This is a genomic window from Nonlabens marinus S1-08, from assembly GCF_000831385.1.
GTDB lineage: Bacteria > Bacteroidota > Bacteroidia > Flavobacteriales > Flavobacteriaceae > Nonlabens > Nonlabens marinus.
On the sequence record NZ_AP014548.1, the window covers coordinates 1,755,433 to 1,773,297 of the forward strand.

Below are 17,865 nucleotides of genomic sequence, written 5' to 3' on the forward strand. Positions count from 1 at the left end.
CTGGAAAGATACTTGTTACTAGATTTTCTGTCGTGAATAATGCGTTAAATCAGTATAATAGAGTTTACAGATGGTTTTTCGCTTTCGCGAAAGCGAACTTCCTATCAAATTCTAATCTCTAGAGTTACATAATAATTACGGTCCTGTGAGGGGATAATTCCAGGTCCTGGATAACCCGTGGCGCGTCTAGTGAAGTAACTGTTATTCAAAACATTGTTGATTCCTGCTTCCAGTTTGTAGTTTTTGTACTTGTAGGAAGCGGAAAAGTCTAAAATATCATAGCTGGGAATGGCACCTATCACACCGCTTTGGTTAGCTTCGGTAGAATTAGTGGCATCTGTGAACTGGCGTGACAAATAGCTGTACTGTAGACTAGCCAGAAAATTCTTGTAGCCGGCTGTGATTCCTGTTTTAAAATTGAGTTCAGGGACAAATTCTACTTCTTTTCCTTCCACGCCATTCTCATCAGACCTTGTATATTCAGAGCGTATATAGGACGTATTGACAAAAAAATTGAAATTGTAATCCTTGTTGTTGTTGAGTAAAACCTTTCTAAGATTAAAATCTACCAGTGATTCAAGACCGTAGAGAAAAGCATCACCTACATTAGTTCTTAAGACTTTGATATTTCCATCAGGACTTTCCTGTATAATGAAACCAATGCGATCTTCATAGGATAGCCCAAAAACATTAACGTCATAGGAAAAGTAGTCCTGGTAATTACCACGTGCTCCCAGATCTGTAGTAAAACCCCTCTCGTCTGTGATATTAGGATCAATCTGAAAAGCTGGATTCACAGTACTGATGTCGTTGAAGGTCACAGACCGGTAATTCTGAGAAATATTACCGTAAAACTCTAGGCTATTGGAAGGCTTGTAACTTGAGCCTAGACCCAATAATACAAAGGAGCGTTCATTCACGGTTTCTTCTTCAATACGCTGGTTGAGGATAACATTTCCTGCAGCATCTGTGTTGATGCGTTGAAAATATCCATCACTTTCTGTTTTTATGTATTCGAATCTTACACCTGGAGTAACGCTTAGCTTTTCATTTAGATAAAGAATATTTTCTCCAAAAAAAGACAGATTGCGGTTGGGGTAATCAAATTCATTTTGTGTTGGGAAATTAGGAAACTCATCATTGCGAAATTCAAAATCTGGACCACTCCCGTCAGACCCAGGCCCTTGTCGGCTGTAATTTCTCGCTCGGTAATACTTGGACCCTATCAGGAATGTAGCATCACGATCTGCAATAGTATATTCAGAAACCAATCGCGTCTCAAATCCATAATTATTAAAATCTCCCACAATCAGGTCCCTAGGACCGCCTGGATCAACCTGGCTTACTCTATTAGATCTAAAGCCAACTGATTTCCTGGAGGCATCCAGTCCAAATGCACTAAAAGAGAAGTTGGTATTCTCAGAAAATTTGTGATCCAACCTTAGATTGTAAAGCAACCAATCTACTTTGAACCAGTTGCGCTCCCTATTGCTCTGGAAAGGGTCGTTGTTGAACTGAACATCTGTCAAGCCACCCGCTTGTTGAGCTAGGTATCTCAAATAGGTGAGCTCTCCAGTTATTTTAGTCTTTTCATTAAAGGTATACCCTATATGGGAGTATACATTCTTGCTCTCAAACTGGGAATTAGGTCTAAAGCCATCTCCTTTTTTATAGTTAAAGAAGGTATAATAACTCCATTTGCCTGCAGTACCGCTGGCACTGGTAAAGTTGGTATACAGGTTGTTGCTGCCTAAGGTATTGCGAGTAAGAATTTCCAAAGGTTTGTCCTTCACTGGTTCCTTCATAACAAAATTGATCAACCCGCCAAACTGCGTCCCGTATTGAAGAGAGGCCGCACCACGTATGATTTGGATTTCCTTCAAACCTTCAGCGGCAGGCGAGTAGTAGCTTTCAGGATAACCTAGCACATCAGCGCTGATGTCGTATCCATTTTGTCGTGTGTTGAAATTTGCGGTTCGGTTGGGGTCCAGTCCGCGTCCCCCTATATTAAGTTGCAATCCAGCATCGTCATTCTGAAAAATATTGAGTCCAGCTACCTGATTGTAGATCTGTCTTGCATTGTTAGTAGCTAAGTTTGCGGTAGAATTTTCTAGGAGGACGACCTCAGTTTTTTTACCGGCATAGATGGCTGTTCCTTCTACATCCTTCAATCTTTTTAGCTTAAAGATTTGTTCCTTACGGGCATTAATCTGCACGGCGTTAAGTGTTTCTGTAAGTGGTGCGAGCTGGAAATCCAGTTGAGTCGCACCAGTAATGTTCACGGTTAGTTCAATGACCTCATAGTTGGGCGCATAAATCACAAGGCTTATTTCATTCTTGTTTGTAGTGAACGAATAATTACCCTGTACATCTGTTGTGGAAAGTAATGCACGGTCTTTTTCATAGATGCTGGCCTGGATAACGGGTAGTCCCGAGGCAGCTTCAGTTATTTTACCTTTTATTTGAGTTTGTGCAAATGCGACAAACCCCAATAAACTGGCTAATAGAAAAATTCTATAATCCTTTGATCTCATCATTGAATGGTAAAATCCAGTCTTTATGCTGGAATGATTCTTTAATTTTATAAAGGTCAACGTTTTTATTGATATAAGGTTGACTCAGCCTGCCATTGAGTGCTACATAGGAATCTACATAAACCTCAATATTCTCGTGACCTTGCGCTTTGAAATGATCGCCCAGAAAATGGGCATATTGTAATATAAAATCCGGCTGAAAACTCATTTGCTTTTCTTGAAATGACGTTAGAAAATCAGAATTATCAACTAGAAAACTTTCTCCTGTCTGGCCGTTTACAATTCGGTATTGGGCATATCCCATTTTTTCCATGAGCATCACCCGCCATGAAAACCTGAAGCCTTCCTCAGTCCAGAAAAGTTCACCGGGATACAGGAGATATCTCCAGGGTAGTAATATTTGTACGCTCAGGAATAAGGCCAAAAAGACATATAAAGGTCTGGCGCGCCTGGTGCGATAAACATTTACAAGGTGTATTTTTCTCTTCCTGCCATACCAGCTGGCTATAGGTGACAAAAGTTTTTTAAGAATTCTGATGATCTTCTTATGCAAAGCCGGCTCAAAAAAGATCAGACAGCTTACGATCATGACCCACGGGAAAATACCTATGGGAAACAAAATCCGGGTAAGTACGTGAAATACCACTACCAGCAGGAAGCCCAACCATCTGGTTTTTCTGAAAATCAGCAAGAAGGGAATGGACAGGTCATACAGCATCCCAGACCAGCTCATCGCATAAGGAATCCAAGCTTCCTGCATCAGACTTCCGAAAACGGGTAGGTCATATTTTGAAGGCAACCACATCTTTAACGGCATGGCGCGCAACAGCCAGTCGGTATTTATTTTGGCCAGTCCGGCATAGAAATAAACGATGCAAATCAGTAATTTGATGCTGTCTATGGTCCAGCGCGGTATGTATTTATACGCTTTCGCGAAAGCGTAACAATCCACCGCATAAAACCTATTGGCAGGTAAAAAGATCATTAGAAAACTAAGTACACTTACAAAATAGTAATGGTTGAGGTAGGTAGTCTTATCCATCAACTCTATATAAGTAAAGGACAGGAAAAACAGGATGATCGCAATCCTGTACTTATAGCCAATAGCTACCATCAGTGCAGATAGCCCACAAATCGCAAATAGCAGATAGGTATAATCTCCCAGTGGACGCACCCATTCAAAGCCATAATAAGTAAAATGGAATTGTGGCTCGATATAAAGTTTCTCAATCCAGCCGTAGGACCAGAATCTGACAATTCCTAAAAACATCATGATCCCAAACCCTATACGGAAGACCGCAAGAGGTGCGCTGGAGACTGTTTTATTTAGATAATTATTCAGAGAAATCATAAGATAAAAAAATCGCCAGCAGGACTGGCGACTTTCAAAGGCTAATATAAATGGTTAATCCCCATCTGCATCCACATAGTCCACAGATATATTGAGTATTTGCAGCATGTCCACTTTCATGAAGATAACAGCGCGTTGCAATTCATCATAGGTCATGGTCATCTGACTATTGTCATTAATGACCTGTTGAGACAAATCATTATTAAGCGTTTCCATCTTTGTGCTCGCTGCACCAAACTGGTCATTGATCATGGTAGAAAGTGATACAGTGGTGGAAGCATCTACATAATCAGAATAACTTAAACCAGTAGCTGTACTTCCGTAGGCTTTCCCGTTGAAAAAATCCTGGACTGCCTTTAAACTTTCCATTGCCAGTTCTTTTGAATAAACCTCGCTGTAGAGTCCTTCCACACGATCAGGCAACGGATTGTTGGAAAAAACACCTGCCGGTATTCCTATTTTATTTGCACGAAGGCCTTTTTCGTAATAAAATATGAAGTCATTAACCAGCATGTTAATAGCGCTGGTAGCAGAGTTTCCTGTGCTTTCTATAAAGTTGGCTCTAAAGGCGTTGTTCCAATCAGTCAGCACGACTGTGGTTAGACTCTTCATTTGATCAGTAAGGTCTTCTAGATACTTAATATTGCCGGCTGCATTAGCAGCTGTCGTATATTCAGCAATAATGTCTGAATCATTAGTAGCCAGACCATAAATCATATACTCCACTGCTGGAAAACCTACGGCATCCTGGTTATTTACACTACCCAGGTCATAGCCGCCATTGGAAATGTTAGCCTCAATATCCGAAACATTAGTAGGAAATATATTCATTTGAAAGGCATATTGAATTTCCTCTGCCTTTCCAATATTGAACATTTCCACATACTGCCAGATTTTATAAGCCTCCAGCCAGGAAGCCCTCATTGCGTCCAGGTTTGACTGATTTGGATTGCCAGTAAAGGCCGCACGTGCTGCTGTTAATTGGACAAGCTTGCCTTCCAGATCTGTCATTGCGGGAATTATGATATTATCCGCAAGGTTGACCATCATGGCCTTACGGTCAAAGTTGGCTTGATCGTTTCCGGTATCTGTATCGTTATCACTGCTGCAAGAAGCAAGCGTGATGGCGATAAAGGCTAAAAATGCGATCTTTCTCATAAAAGTATTTGATTAAATTAAAGCTGCAATTGTTTTTTACCTTGAGGAAGTCGAAGTAAATCAACTTTCTTAACTGTATGGAGTTTAGTTTGCTGCTTGGGCAGTTGTAAAACTAAATCTAGCCGATATCTGATCAGAAAGTTGGTCCAATGTAGCAGGGCTCACATCCCAGAAACCATCACCTGCAGTCAATTGATCCAGCATGGATTGTACTTCGTTTCTTGAAAAGTAAGGCTGATTCGTATTAGGTTCTCTGGTGAATTGCAGACTGTAGATAAAGCCGTAACCTTCAGATAATCCGTGGAATGCACTTGCTTTATCTGAGCTTAGCTTTGCTTTTCCAGATTGTAAATAGTACACAGCTCTTACCCCAATCACTTTGGAGACATTTTCTCTTATGATTTGAGCCTGCTGATCACGTAGCTCGTAATCTCCTGCAACGATAGCTGCACGTCCCAGTTTGAATGCATTATAGATATTTGCAGCAATACCGGTGAAATCAGCATCAGCTTCTACACTGGCAACATATTTATTTAAAAAACTGTCTTGATTTAAAACTGGTGTTGCAGGCGTGCTTTCAGCGCCGTAAAGATACCCGTAGGCCTCATCCCATTTATGCTCCATGGTGGTATAATTCTTACCGGCTGCAAGAATCTTTTGGTCATTTTCAAGGCGGTTATCTGCCTCATCAAGTACTAAAGGGCTTAGGTAGTTGTTCAACATTTGATCAGTCATCAAACCACCTATTAATGATTTTGCAAATGCCTGATTGTATTCCAGACCATCACCATTAATATAACGAACGGCACCACCACCTGCTTGCTGCAAGTTTCCGGGAACTCCTTTACTTGCGGTGTTGTTCCATGCTGGGAATACTTCATTCACCTGTCTGGAAATGAAGCTGTCAAAATCAGATTTAATGGCAGCAGATGCAGTGCTGTTACTTCCAAAGAAATCTATACTTGCAGCCACTTTACTGCGAACACTTTTATCAGATTGATTAAGCTCAGGATCGTCAAAATCATTTGATCCTTGTGTATGAGCAAACTTACCGTCAATCTCTGCTTCTGTAAAGGATGTATTTAGAAAGGCTTGTGCTGTTGCTTCAGACATTTCAATACGTGTGGTTTGGCCAGAAAAATTTACCGTACTTGAATTGTTTCTTGTAAAAGAATAAGTTGCCGGTGCTTCTACCATTATTGGGTCCACAATATCATTATCATCATCGCAGCTATAAAAAGCCAGCAGAGATAAAACGGAAGTGGTGAGCAAAGGAATTCTTATTTTCATTTTATTTTTATTTAGAATTGATTAAAATAATTGTCTTTGCAAAACTATAGGTTTATTTAGAATAAATAAAAATAGATGAGAATAAATTCTATTGATAATTTCTATTCTAAGATCACTGTCTAAAAGAAATTCTTATGAGGGTTGATTAGAAGTGATAGAACTCACTAGTTTTTGGTGGGCCTCGACGCAATCCCCAAGCGAAACGCCATAGATGAAATTTCCAGCAGTAGAGAAATTAGGATTTTCTGTTTCCCAAGATTGTATTTTTTCGATCAATTTACGGTGACCTACTTCTTTTTGAGGAATGGCGTGGGGCCATTTTTTGCTATGTACTAGTTCTATAGGCCCTTCTATACCAGTCCATTTTCTCAAATAAGGAATACACAAGCGTTCCAAAACATCAGTTATGGATTTGTGCTCGCAATGATCAGGCCTCACAAAAAACGTGATCAACGCATATTTACCGGTCAAGCCTGTTGTGAATGTATTGCCATTATAAAGTGTGCCGATAAAATCTTTCCTCTCATACATAGAAGCTAAAAACCCAAAGCCTATTGTTTTCGATTCTAATTCTGATCGGTTGACTTTTACTTGTATGGTCCACATAGGATTATAAGTAATCTCTAATTTTGGGAAACTGGCTGTTTTCATAATGCTCTCTAGCGCATAAGACGGCAGAGTAGAAATGATGTGGCCAGCCCGAATGAAATCGCCATTCTTTTTTTTAATAATCCAGCTTTCCGCATTTTTATATATAGACGAGATCTGGTACTCATAACAAATGTGGTCTTGAAGCTTTCGCGAAAGCGTACTAGGCAAAGTCTCCATGCCATCTTTGAAACTCACTATTTTTCTAGGAGCAGCGGGAGACTTTTTCAAACCCTTCAATAGGCTTCCATATTCTATCTCTAGTGCAACAAATCGAGGAAAAACTGATGCCATCTCGAGCTTTGAAGGATCTCCCGCATAGATACCGCTAACGATTGCACCAGCCAGTCGCTGGGCTACTTGAGATCCAAATCGTCGTGTAAAAAAATCTAATACCGTTTCTCCATCAGGAGAGGAGCTCTTTATGAAAGGCTCCTTTAAAATGCGCAGTTTTGCTGTGAAGGATAGAATCTGCGTCGTTAATAACGTGAGCGGTGAGGCTTTAAGTGTATGTAATTGATCACCCCAAAGAATCTGACGCACCTTACTTTCTTCCCGCGCGTTGATGATTTGATTGCTAATTCCTAAATCCTCGCACAGTTGGGCAACTGTAGGAGTGAGGATCATAGAATTCGCACCAGATTCTACTACAAAGCCGTCAGTAAAGGAAGATTCAATAACTCCGCCAGCTCTTTGAGTAGCTTCTAGAACTATAAAGTCAAGACCTCGACTTTGCAATGCATGTCCAGTACTGAGACCAGAAAGTCCTGCGCCCAACACTACATAATCGTATGAATCCTTTAACTGCATGAGACAAAGGTACTACAGGGCTTTACCATAGGCTAGTATTTTGTCACTCATCATTTCGCGAGCTAACAATTTTGAATTTTATTTAGGTGGTGGAACTTTTTTCGCTTTCGCGAAAGCGGAAGTACCCATCTGATTTTCAGTTTAATAATGAGGTAAACAAATGGAGTTACGAAAACGTTTTCGTTAACTGGCACGATCGTTGAAAATACCTTAACAGCGGCCGCCGAAAAGCTTATAGAGTAGGCAACACCCTAAATACCTAAGTCATGAAAAAAATTATACTTTTTGTTGCAGCAGGTCTCTTGATGATGACAACTGCACAAGCCATCGAGAGAACTAATGATGGTCCGATCAAAGGGTACTCTAAACGTTACCAAAAGGTACAACCAGTTTTGTTTACCTATGAAAATGTAGATTATGCGATATACCCTGATGGACATCTAGAGTTTGAAGTCCCTCGTTATGTTACTAACGCGCATTATTCTAGACGGGCTACAGATAACCGTAGAGGTAGTTATGCCCGTCAAAATCTACAGTACAACCGTTACGGGCAGGTGACTTTCATCAACGGAACTCGTGTGTTTTACAACCGCAACGGTCAAGTTGCCCGATTAGGAGCACTGGATGTCGATTACCATCGCGGTATTCTAGATCGTGTGGGTGGACTGGACGTACGTTACAACAGGAACGGCAAACTGATAGCTGCTAGAGGTCACGTTAATATCTATGCAGACCTAGGCTACAGACATGATTGTAGCAGTCACAATTTTGGACATGTTGATGTTCACGGTTATGCTCAAAACGACCGCGATTGGGATGAAGGCGTTTACTTCAAAAGAGGTAAAAAGTCTAAATAAAGTTGCAGCACTTTGAACCAAACTCCTTGTTTCACAACAAGGAGTTTTTTTATGCGCTGTTGAAATTGTGATGGACAATCTATAACGATTAACTTTGCGGACTTTAAAAAAATACAATTATGCAAGAAGGTATATACGCAAAATTTCATACTAGTAAAGGAGAGATCTTAGTTCAATTACATTACAAAAGAACTCCTGGAACCGTAGGAAACTTTGTAGCATTAGCAGAAGGAAATTTAGAAAACGATGCAAAACCGCAAGGAACGCCTTATTACGACGGGTTGAAGTTCCACCGTGTGATTCCAGATTTCATGGTACAAGGTGGCGACCCACAAGGGACAGGTTCTGGTGGTCCTGGATATCAATTTGATGATGAATTCCACCCAGAATTGCGTCACGATGGCCCTGGGGTATTGAGTATGGCAAATGCGGGTCCAGGAACGAATGGATCACAGTTTTTTATTACGCACATTGAAACAGCATGGTTGGATGACAAGCATACCGTTTTTGGAAAAGTGGTTGAAGGACAAGACGTGGTAGATGCCATCGCTCAAGGCGATTCTATTGAGAAATTAGAGATAGTAAGAGAAGGCGAGGATGCTAAAAAATTCAATGCAGTAGAAAGCTTCCGTCAATTTGAAGGTGCTGGAAAAGCGCGTGAAGAGCAAGCTAGAAAGCAAGCAGAAAATGAATTAGATGAGATCGCAGCTGGCTTTGATAAAACCGAGAGCGGTTTGCGCTACAAAATTATTAATAAAGGGAGCGGTGCCAAAGCCGAGAAAGGTAAAATGGTGAGTGTTCACTATAAGGGAATGCTTCCTAACGGGAAGGTTTTTGATTCTAGTTTTGAACGCAAAAAACCAATTGATTTTACATTAGGAGTTGGTCAAGTCATCGCAGGGTGGGATGAAGGCATTCAATTACTCCAAGTAGGTGATAAGGCGCGTTTTGTAATACCATCACACATAGCTTACGGCAGTGCTGGTGCAGGTGGCGTAATTCCTCCAAATGCGACACTTGTATTTGATGTAGAATTAGTGGCAGTCAAATAAGTTGCTCCACTATATATTTCAAATCCCCAAATGAATTCGTCATTTGGGGATTTTCTTTTACGACCAATAGTTCTAATAGGGCATTAGTTCTATCGAGGTTGTTATATTTAACGCAAGTTTTAAAAATATGAAGTTACTAGTCAATTTTTGCCGTGGATTTGTAGGTCTCTTGTTCATATTCAGCGGTATGGTAAAGCTGAACGACCCTTTAGGGTTTTCCTATAAACTCGATGAATATTTTAGTGCTGCGGTGCTAGGCCTGGAATTTTTACAACCTTTTGCGCTTCCCTTAGCCATCTTTCTAGTGGTCTTTGAAGTGGTTTTAGGTATTATGTTGCTGCTGGGTTTTCACCGTAAGTTTACCGTGTGGGCGCTGTTGTTAATGATTTTGTTCTTTACGTTCTTAACGTTTTATTCTGCATATTTTGATAAAGTAACAGATTGCGGTTGTTTTGGAGATGCGATACCCTTGACGCCATGGCAAAGCTTTATTAAAGACATTATTTTACTGCTCATGATTGTCATTTTGTTCATGAATGTAAAGTTGATCAAACCGTTGTTTTCTAAATTTTACTCTTCAGTAATTACGCTTGTTATCACCTTAGGCTGTTTTGCAATAGCTTATTATGTATTGATGCACTTGCCTATACTCGATTTCAGAGCCTACAAAGTAGGTACTAACATCAGCAAGGCCATGCAAGAAGATCCTAATAGACCTGATGTCTATGGCTATGATTGGTACTATGAGAACAATGGGGAAGAAGAGGTCATAACTACGCAAGGTTTACCACCAGTAGGCAGACCTAATTATACTAAAGTAGAAACCCGACTCATTGAGAAAGGCTATGAACCACCCATACATGATTTTGTAATCAACGATGGAGATACTGATGTTACTCAAGAAGTATTGGCAGAGTCTAAAGTTGCTGTCATCATCATCTACAATTTAAGAAATGCAGAAAACAGTGGGATGCTGCAGTTGCCTAGTTTCATAAATCAAGCAAGAGCTGCGGGTTACAAAGTGATTGCCTTAAGTTCCTCGTCACCAGAAATTACCAATCAAGCCAAGAAAAGTTATGGACTCGATTTGGAATTCTATACTACTGATGGAACTGCATTAAAAACCATTGTCCGATCCAATCCTGGGATCATGCTATTGGAAAACGGCGTTATCACAGCTAAATCGCACTGGAGTGATCTAGAGGATCTGGATTTATGATCAGTTATCTCTTAAAGAAAATAGGCTATGCACTGCTCACTTTATATGGAGTAGTCACTGTTGTTTTTTTATTGTTTTATCTGTTACCAGGTGATCCTGCACAAATGATGATGGGACAAAATGAAAGTGAGCAGCAGCTCAGATCCTTACGCAGTAAATATGGTTTTGATCAGTCTTTGGGCACCCAGTATTTGTATTTTATTAATGATTTAAGTCCCTTATCTTTTCATAGCACACAAGTTGAATATTTCACTTATGACAATGGCAAATACACTGGTGTATCCTTATTTTCTGTAGAAGAGGTTGAACTACAAATCAAATGGCCCTATCTGAGAGAGTCCTTTCAAAAATCAGGTAAAAAGGTAAGTGCCGTGATAGGAGAAACTCTACCTAACACTATGTTACTAGCCGTTTGCGCCATTTGCGTGGCGCTATGTATAGGTTTGATTTTAGGAGTAATTGCTGCATTGAATAAAAATAATTGGATCGATAACAGCATACAGTTGGTAAGCACTATGGGCATGAGTGTTCCTAGTTTTTTTAGTGCGATCATCTTTGCTTACTTGTTTGGTTATTTGTGGCATGAATATACAGGTTTACGTATGAGCGGCAGCCTTTATGAATTGGATGATTATGGCGAGCAAGTAGTGGTCCAATGGCGCAATCTTATATTGCCAGCAATAGTGCTAGGTATTCGTCCGCTAGCAGTCATTAGCCAGTTAATGCGTAATAGTTTGCTAGAAGTAATGGGTCAGCAATACATCGTGACTGCTTATGCCAAAGGATTGACACAATACCAGGTGATCATGCGTCACGCTTTTAAAAATGCTTTGAATCCAGTGATCACAGCGGTAAGTGGTTGGTTTGCCAGCATGCTGGCCGGAGCCGTGTTTGTAGAATACATCTTCAACTGGAACGGACTGGGTAAAGAGATTGTGGAAGCATTGAACACTCTTGATTTGCCAGTAATTACAGGTGCCGTTTTAGTGATTGCAACCTTGTTTATTGTAATCAATATTTTAGTGGATCTGATGTATGTTGCCTTAGATCCTAGAGTAAAATTAGACTGACCATTCCTTTATTTTATCGACACTCGGCCTAAAAATCCGCCAATGATTTTATCAATATCTTTGTGGCTTAAATTATTAAGGATCCCAGAGTTCCCTAAGAACCTAAGACCATGAAATACCTAGTACTTATTTTATCCCTAACTTTTACTACTTTTTGTATCGCTCAAGGCGAAAACGAACAAATCAAAATAGATTTTCAAAAGTATGCTAGCGCCTTAAAAAGCAAGCAATACACTCAAGCTACTTCCTACATGCCAGACGCCTTATTTGAAAAAGTGGGTAAAGAACAGCTGGTACAAGAAATGAAAAACACCTTTGAAAGTGATGAGACTGATGTGAAAATTAAGGCAATTGAAATAGTTGGGTACAGCGATAAATCAACTTTAGATGGTATTACCTATGTTCCTATTCAATTCAATCAAAAATTTGACATCAAATATCTAAACCTTTTTGATGCGACTGATGATGAACAATCCCGCAATTCAACTACTAAATTTATTGTTCAAATGTTGAACGAGTCCATGCCAGAGTCAAACGTCAGCTTTGATCAAAAGCAAGAAGTTTTTGTAGTAAGTAGTAATAAAAAAGCTGTCGCTATGAAGTCAAGTGCAGCTGACAGTTGGAAATTTATTGTTATAGAAGCCCAATTGAGAAGCAAGCTGGAAGGTTTACTGCCAGCAATAGTAATTCAAAAATTAAAAATATGAGAACTAACATCGTTGCCGGTAACTGGAAAATGAATTGTGATCTACCCATGACGCAGGATTTGATTGCAAAAATTAAAAAAGAATTATCTGGTGAGCTCAAATGTGAGTTGATGATAGCGCCATCGCACCCCTTTTTATACGCTGCCTTTAATGCCTCTTTAGACACTCCTATAGAAGTAGTGGCACAAAATGCCTCAGCACACCATAGTGGTGCGTATACAGGAGAAGTTTCTATCGATATGTTACAAAGTGTCGGCGTACAGACCGTAATTTTAGGACATTCTGAACGTAGAGATATCTTTAAAGAAACAGATCAGGAATTAGCTGATAAAACCAAAACGGCTGTCGACAAAGGCATGAAGGTCATTTTTTGTTGTGGTGAGCATTTAGAAGAGCGTAAAGCAGGAAATCATTTTGTTACCGTTACTCAACAAATTGAAGAAGGACTGTTCCAACTAGATGATAAGGAATGGAAACAAATTATATTGGCTTACGAGCCTGTCTGGGCAATAGGTACTGGTGAAACCGCCAGTCCAGAGCAAGCGCAAGAAATGCATGCACATATTAGAAAATTTGTTGCAGACAAGTATGGCGATAAAACAGCAGACAAAGTGAGTATACTTTATGGTGGTAGCGTGAAGCCAGAAAATGCTGCTGAGATTTTTGCAAAACCAGATGTGGATGGAGGTCTAGTAGGTGGCGCATCCCTAGATGCGAGTTCTTTTATTGCCATAGCTAAATCATTCTAGATGTCAAAAGTGACTGATCAATTATACGTGGAATACACATTCACCGTAGAACCTACAGAGCCTTGGAATGATATTTTAGCATCAGATTTAGGTGCTCTAGGTTTTGAAAGCTTCATGGAAACGGACGAAGGTCTTTTGGCTTACGTCCAAAAAGATATAGATCACGAGGACCTTTTGAAAGATCTTGAACTCTTGCAAAATGATTTAGTAGAGATCGCTTTCGCGAAAGCGGATATCCCAGCCACCAACTGGAACCACGAGTGGGAAAGTAACTTTGAACCTATAGTAGTGCAAGATCGATGCGAGGTGCGCGCGCCTTTTCATCCCAGTCATGATACAGAGTTTGACATCGTTATAGAGCCAAAGATGAGTTTCGGTACGGGACACCACCAGACCACGCACATGATGCTGGAGCATTTATTAGAACTGAATGTGCAAGGTCAAAAAGTCTTGGATATGGGTAGTGGCACTGGCGTATTGGCCATTCTCGCTCAAATGCGAGGAGCAAGCACTGTGGATGCCATTGATATTGATACCTGGTGTTATGAGAATGCATTAGAAAACGTGGAGCGTAACAAAGTCGATCAAGTGACCGTAATTCTAGGAGGCGCAGAGCAGTTGGTAGATAAATATTACGATACGATCATCGCAAATATCAACCGTAACATCTTACTGGCAGACATACCAACTTATGCCCAATGCCTTTCATCAGGAGGTAGATTGTTGCTCAGTGGTTTTTATGAGGTAGATTTAGACGCTATAAAAGCGGCCTGTGTTGCCGCAGGAATGGAGTACGTGAGTCATAAGAAAAAGGCTGACTGGGTAGCTCCAGTGTTTTTAAAAAAGTAAAATTGCGTTAAACCAGTTTTTCAAACCCGTATCTTTATTTAATTTTGCAGTATTATGAAATTGAGCACACAGATACAAGAACTTCCAGAACTGGATGTGGAAGTGGCTGAAAAGCAAGAGAATAGAATAGTCTTATTTAATGATGAGGTCAACACATTTGACCACGTGATTGACATGCTAGTAGAGGCTTGTGACCACACACCTATACAGGCAGAACAATGTAGTTTGATTGTTCATTATAAAGGAAAGTGCAACGTGAAAACGGGTGAATACGATGATTTAGAACCACGATGTTCTAAACTTTTGGAAGCTGGATTAACAGCAGAGATTCAGTAGATGCAAATGATAAAAAGAATAAGCCCGATCGAAATCATTCGATCGGGCTTATTTTATTTTAAATCGCAATCTGCTCAAAGAAAGAGCCAATTTTCAAATGTCGATCAACCAGGTGGATCTCAATAATCCAGTGTCTTTGCTGTCCTTGAGAATTTAATTTATTCATAGAGACGTGATTCTCAGGATGAATGTAGTTGGTTTTTTCTTCACCATCTAGTTGTTCATGAGGGAAATGACCTATTAGATGCCCAGCAATAGGTCCACCAAATTCCCATCCTGCATCTTGTGCTAGACTCACACAATAACGGTATAATTCTGCACCAGTGATAGCAGGGTTTTTTTGAACGAGTTCTTGAGCGATAAACCATAAACGTTCACTATCGGCCGCTAATTTTAATTTGTAAGCATCGTTCCCAACCACATACGTACGGCCATAGTCTGCTTCCCATTCTTCCAGGATAGGACCAAAATCTAAGAACACAATATCGTCTTCTTGAACGGTCAAGTTAGGTGGATTCTCATCGTACGGGTGCAATGTATTTTCACCCGCTCGAACGATGCGTTTGTGCCAGTATTTTTTGATGCCGTAAAGCTCATCAGCCAATTTGAAAACGGCCTCATTGATTTCTTTCTCAGTGACTCCAGCGCGAATGATATTTCTCGATTCGATCTCTTTAAATAGTCCTGCAGCTTTTTCTTCAGCCGCTATAAGTTGTTCTATGCTATTACTCATACGGTAAAAATAAACTCTAAATCCTTTATCGCACAGCCATTTTGACCATGATCCTCGAACCTTTGAAAAATAGACGATACGTTAAATAAAACTAATAATATTAATGTTTAATAGTAATGCTATTATATTTGAGGCGACAAAAAATAATATGCAAACGCTACTCAAAAATTTGACAGTGGAGATTAATGATAAAATTTTCCTCAAAAACCCAGAGTCTTCTGATTTAGGAAAGCGCATCATTAAGGCCAGTATTCAAATGATTCATGAAATGGGCTTTGAACAATTTACTTTCCGAAAATTAGGAAAAGAAATTGGTTCTAACGAGAGTTCCATCTACCGCTATTTTGAAAGTAAGCATAAGTTATTACTTTATCTAACTTCTTGGTATTGGGGCTGGATGGAATACCAACTTATTCTGAAAACAATTGCTGTGACAGACGATCAAAAAAAATTGACTACCGCAGTTCAAATTCTCACACAAGAAGTTGTTGAGGATATGAATTTTGAGCATATTGATGAGGTGACCCTGAGTAAGATTGTGGTGGAAGAGTATTCAAAATCCTATTTGACTAAAGAAGTGGATCAAGAAAACAAAGACGGATATTTTGCCATTTATAAAAGGTTGGTTTTAAGATTACGCGATATGATTGCAGCGGTTAGTCCGGAATATGCCTTTGCAGCCTCTTTGAGTAGTACTATTGTAGAAGGTTCCCTTCATCAACATTTTTTAAAAAGACATTTTACAGTATTGACAGATTGTAATCAAGAAGTGTCTCCAACAGATTACTTCCTTAATCTAATACACTTGATAACCCAAGAATCATGAGTGACAAAAAACAAATTCTTACTGCATGGCAGCGTTTGACTCGCATGTTGCAGTTGGATAAGCGTGACGTGTATCAAATATTTTATTATGCCATTTTTGCTGGACTAGTAGGTTTGTCTTTACCGCTAGGTATTCAGGCGATCATCAACTTAGTACAAGGGGCACAAATATCTACCTCGTGGATTTTATTGGTTGTATTAGTAACCTTAGGGGTAGCTTTTGGTGGGGTTTTACAAATAATGCAAATACGTATAACCGAGAACATTCAACAAAAGATATTCACGCGATCGTCTTTTGAATTTGCGTATCGTTTTCCTAAGATTAAGATGAGTGAGTTGCGCAACTACTATCCGCCTGAATTAGCCAACCGTTTCTTTGACACTCTTACCATACAGAAAAGTCTATCTAAGTTGCTGGTTGATTTCCCAACGGCTTTATTGCAAATCATTTTCGGATTATTGTTGCTTTCATTTTATCATCCATTCTTTATAGCATACGGACTTCTATTGCTCGTCCTTGGATTCATTCTATTCAAGTTTACTGCTGAGCGTGGATTAAAGTCAAGTATGAAAGAGTCAAAAAGTAAATATAAAGTGGCTCACTGGATACAAGAAATCGCTAGGTCAGTTATCAGTTTTAAATTGTCAGGTAGCACTACACATGCCGTAGATCGCAATGATGAATTGACGGCAGACTATTTGACACATCGAGAAAAGCATTTCAAGGTGCTGATACTACAAGCCATTCAAATGATAGGTTTCAAGGTTTTAGTGACAGCAGGATTGTTGATTATTGGTGGATTCCTAGTATTAAATCAAGAAATGAACTTAGGTCAGTTTGTAGCGGCGGAATTAATTATCATCATCATTATAGCAGCTGTAGAAAAAATCATTTCGGGACTAGAATCCTTTTATGATATGCTGACTTCTTTGGAAAAATTAGGTGAAGTGGTAGACAAAGAATTAGAACTGTCTACTGGTGCCAAACCTTTTAAAGACGACGAGAACTTTAGAGTTGAATTGGAAAATGTGAGCTACACTGTGCCTAACAGAACCTCGCCTATTTTAAAAGACATTTCTTTGAAAATTAGCGAGCATTGTACCATTTTGCTTAATGGGCCTAATGGTAGTGGAAAATCTAGCTTACTGCGATTAATTGCAGGAATCAACGAGCCTACCTCAGGTAACGTTTATCTTAATGATACAGACTTACGCGGTGTTAACCTCAATTATTATAGATCTAACATAGGGCAATCCTTGACTGAAGAAACTCCATTTGAGGGATCTCTTAGAAATAACATCACTTTTGGCGATAAGAACATCACAGATGATCGCATCTATTGGGCGTTAGAAAAAGTTGGGCTTTTGGTTTATTTAAAACAGTTGCCTCAAGGTCTGGAAACCATGATCTACCCTGAAGGGAAACAAATTAGCTATACAGTAGGTAGGAAAATAGTTTTAGCGCGCAGTATCATTCGTAACCCAAAAATGCTAATACTTAAAAATCCATTAGATCAATTTGAACCAGAAGAAAGCGACCGTATCATGAAGTTCTTAACTGATCCAGCAAATGGCTGGTCGTTAATAGTCGTAAGCCAAAACATAAAATGGTTGGACCGCTGTGGTAGAGTAGTCACTCTAGACAATGGCCGCATCATAACTGATAAATCCATATAA

Annotated in this window: 16 protein-coding genes; 10 read left to right on the forward strand and 6 right to left on the reverse strand. The window is 39.6% G+C overall.

Going from position 1 to position 17,865, the window contains the following annotated elements:
• Positions 1 to 104: 104 nt before the first annotated feature.
• The 5 genes from NMS_RS08050 to hemG all read right to left on the reverse strand — a co-directional run bounded on the left by NMS_RS08050 (position 105) and on the right by hemG (position 7,791).
• Positions 105 to 2,534 (reverse strand): TonB-dependent receptor domain-containing protein, encoded by a 2,430-nt coding sequence (locus NMS_RS08050; RefSeq protein WP_041497584.1) that lies wholly within the window; start codon positions 2,532 to 2,534, stop codon positions 105 to 107.
• On the reverse strand, positions 2,515 to 3,885 hold the full coding sequence (locus NMS_RS08055) for an HTTM domain-containing protein (protein WP_148311352.1): 1,371 nt from the start codon (positions 3,883 to 3,885) through the stop codon (positions 2,515 to 2,517). Before NMS_RS08055 ends, NMS_RS08050 begins: the two co-directional genes overlap by 20 nt.
• A gap of 54 nt (positions 3,886 to 3,939) precedes the next feature.
• On the reverse strand, positions 3,940 to 5,043 hold the full coding sequence (locus tag NMS_RS08060; RefSeq protein WP_041496242.1) for an imelysin family protein: 1,104 nt from the start codon (positions 5,041 to 5,043) through the stop codon (positions 3,940 to 3,942).
• Between the two features lie 84 nt (positions 5,044 to 5,127).
• Positions 5,128 to 6,333: a DUF4856 domain-containing protein gene (locus tag NMS_RS08065; protein WP_041496243.1), complete on the reverse strand. Its 1,206-nt coding sequence runs from the start codon at positions 6,331 to 6,333 to the stop codon at positions 5,128 to 5,130.
• A 132-nt stretch (positions 6,334 to 6,465) separates the two neighbouring features.
• Positions 6,466 to 7,791 (reverse strand): protoporphyrinogen oxidase, encoded by a 1,326-nt coding sequence (gene hemG / locus NMS_RS08070; RefSeq protein ID WP_041496244.1) that lies wholly within the window; start codon positions 7,789 to 7,791, stop codon positions 6,466 to 6,468.
• A 266-nt stretch (positions 7,792 to 8,057) separates the two neighbouring features.
• On the opposite strand from hemG, the gene NMS_RS08075 reads away from it, so the two are divergent.
• The 8 genes from NMS_RS08075 to NMS_RS08110 all read left to right on the forward strand — a co-directional run bounded on the left by NMS_RS08075 (position 8,058) and on the right by NMS_RS08110 (position 14,630).
• Positions 8,058 to 8,648, forward strand: a complete 591-nt coding sequence (locus NMS_RS08075; protein WP_148311353.1) for a hypothetical protein — start codon at positions 8,058 to 8,060, stop codon at positions 8,646 to 8,648.
• 119 nt (positions 8,649 to 8,767) lie between these two features.
• Positions 8,768 to 9,700 (forward strand): peptidylprolyl isomerase, encoded by a 933-nt coding sequence (locus NMS_RS08080; RefSeq protein ID WP_041496246.1) that lies wholly within the window; start codon positions 8,768 to 8,770, stop codon positions 9,698 to 9,700.
• A 127-nt stretch (positions 9,701 to 9,827) separates the two neighbouring features.
• Positions 9,828 to 10,919: a BT_3928 family protein gene (locus NMS_RS08085; RefSeq protein WP_041496247.1), complete on the forward strand. Its 1,092-nt coding sequence runs from the start codon at positions 9,828 to 9,830 to the stop codon at positions 10,917 to 10,919.
• Positions 10,916 to 11,989 (forward strand): ABC transporter permease, encoded by a 1,074-nt coding sequence (locus NMS_RS08090; RefSeq protein ID WP_041496248.1) that lies wholly within the window; start codon positions 10,916 to 10,918, stop codon positions 11,987 to 11,989. The genes NMS_RS08085 and NMS_RS08090 overlap by 4 nt, the downstream gene beginning before the upstream one ends.
• A gap of 110 nt (positions 11,990 to 12,099) precedes the next feature.
• Positions 12,100 to 12,696 carry a hypothetical protein gene (locus NMS_RS08095; protein ID WP_041496249.1) on the forward strand — a complete coding sequence of 199 codons (597 nt, stop codon included), beginning with the start codon at positions 12,100 to 12,102 and terminating at the stop codon, positions 12,694 to 12,696.
• The gene (gene tpiA / locus NMS_RS08100; RefSeq protein ID WP_041496250.1) at positions 12,693 to 13,445 is read left to right on the forward strand and encodes a triose-phosphate isomerase; all 753 of its coding nucleotides are present in this window, start codon (positions 12,693 to 12,695) and stop codon (positions 13,443 to 13,445) included. Before NMS_RS08095 ends, tpiA begins: the two co-directional genes overlap by 4 nt.
• Positions 13,446 to 14,294: a 50S ribosomal protein L11 methyltransferase gene (gene prmA, locus NMS_RS08105; RefSeq protein WP_041496251.1), complete on the forward strand. Its 849-nt coding sequence runs from the start codon at positions 13,446 to 13,448 to the stop codon at positions 14,292 to 14,294. It begins immediately after the preceding gene.
• Positions 14,295 to 14,348: 54 nt separating this feature from the next.
• Positions 14,349 to 14,630: an ATP-dependent Clp protease adaptor ClpS gene (locus NMS_RS08110; protein WP_148311354.1), complete on the forward strand. Its 282-nt coding sequence runs from the start codon at positions 14,349 to 14,351 to the stop codon at positions 14,628 to 14,630.
• A 58-nt stretch (positions 14,631 to 14,688) separates the two neighbouring features.
• Here the strand turns inward: NMS_RS08110 and NMS_RS08115 are convergent, their stop codons facing one another.
• Positions 14,689 to 15,363, reverse strand: coding sequence for a M24 family metallopeptidase (locus NMS_RS08115; protein ID WP_041496252.1), 675 nt, complete (start codon positions 15,361 to 15,363; stop codon positions 14,689 to 14,691).
• A 148-nt stretch (positions 15,364 to 15,511) separates the two neighbouring features.
• Here NMS_RS08115 and NMS_RS08120 point away from each other — a divergent pair, with 148 nt between their 5' ends.
• Both NMS_RS08120 and NMS_RS08125 read left to right on the forward strand, forming a co-directional pair.
• Positions 15,512 to 16,189, forward strand: a complete 678-nt coding sequence (locus tag NMS_RS08120; RefSeq protein WP_041496253.1) for a TetR/AcrR family transcriptional regulator — start codon at positions 15,512 to 15,514, stop codon at positions 16,187 to 16,189.
• Entirely contained in the window at positions 16,186 to 17,865 is a 1,680-nt protein-coding gene (locus tag NMS_RS08125; protein ID WP_041496254.1) for a peptidase domain-containing ABC transporter, read from the forward strand. Before NMS_RS08120 ends, NMS_RS08125 begins: the two co-directional genes overlap by 4 nt.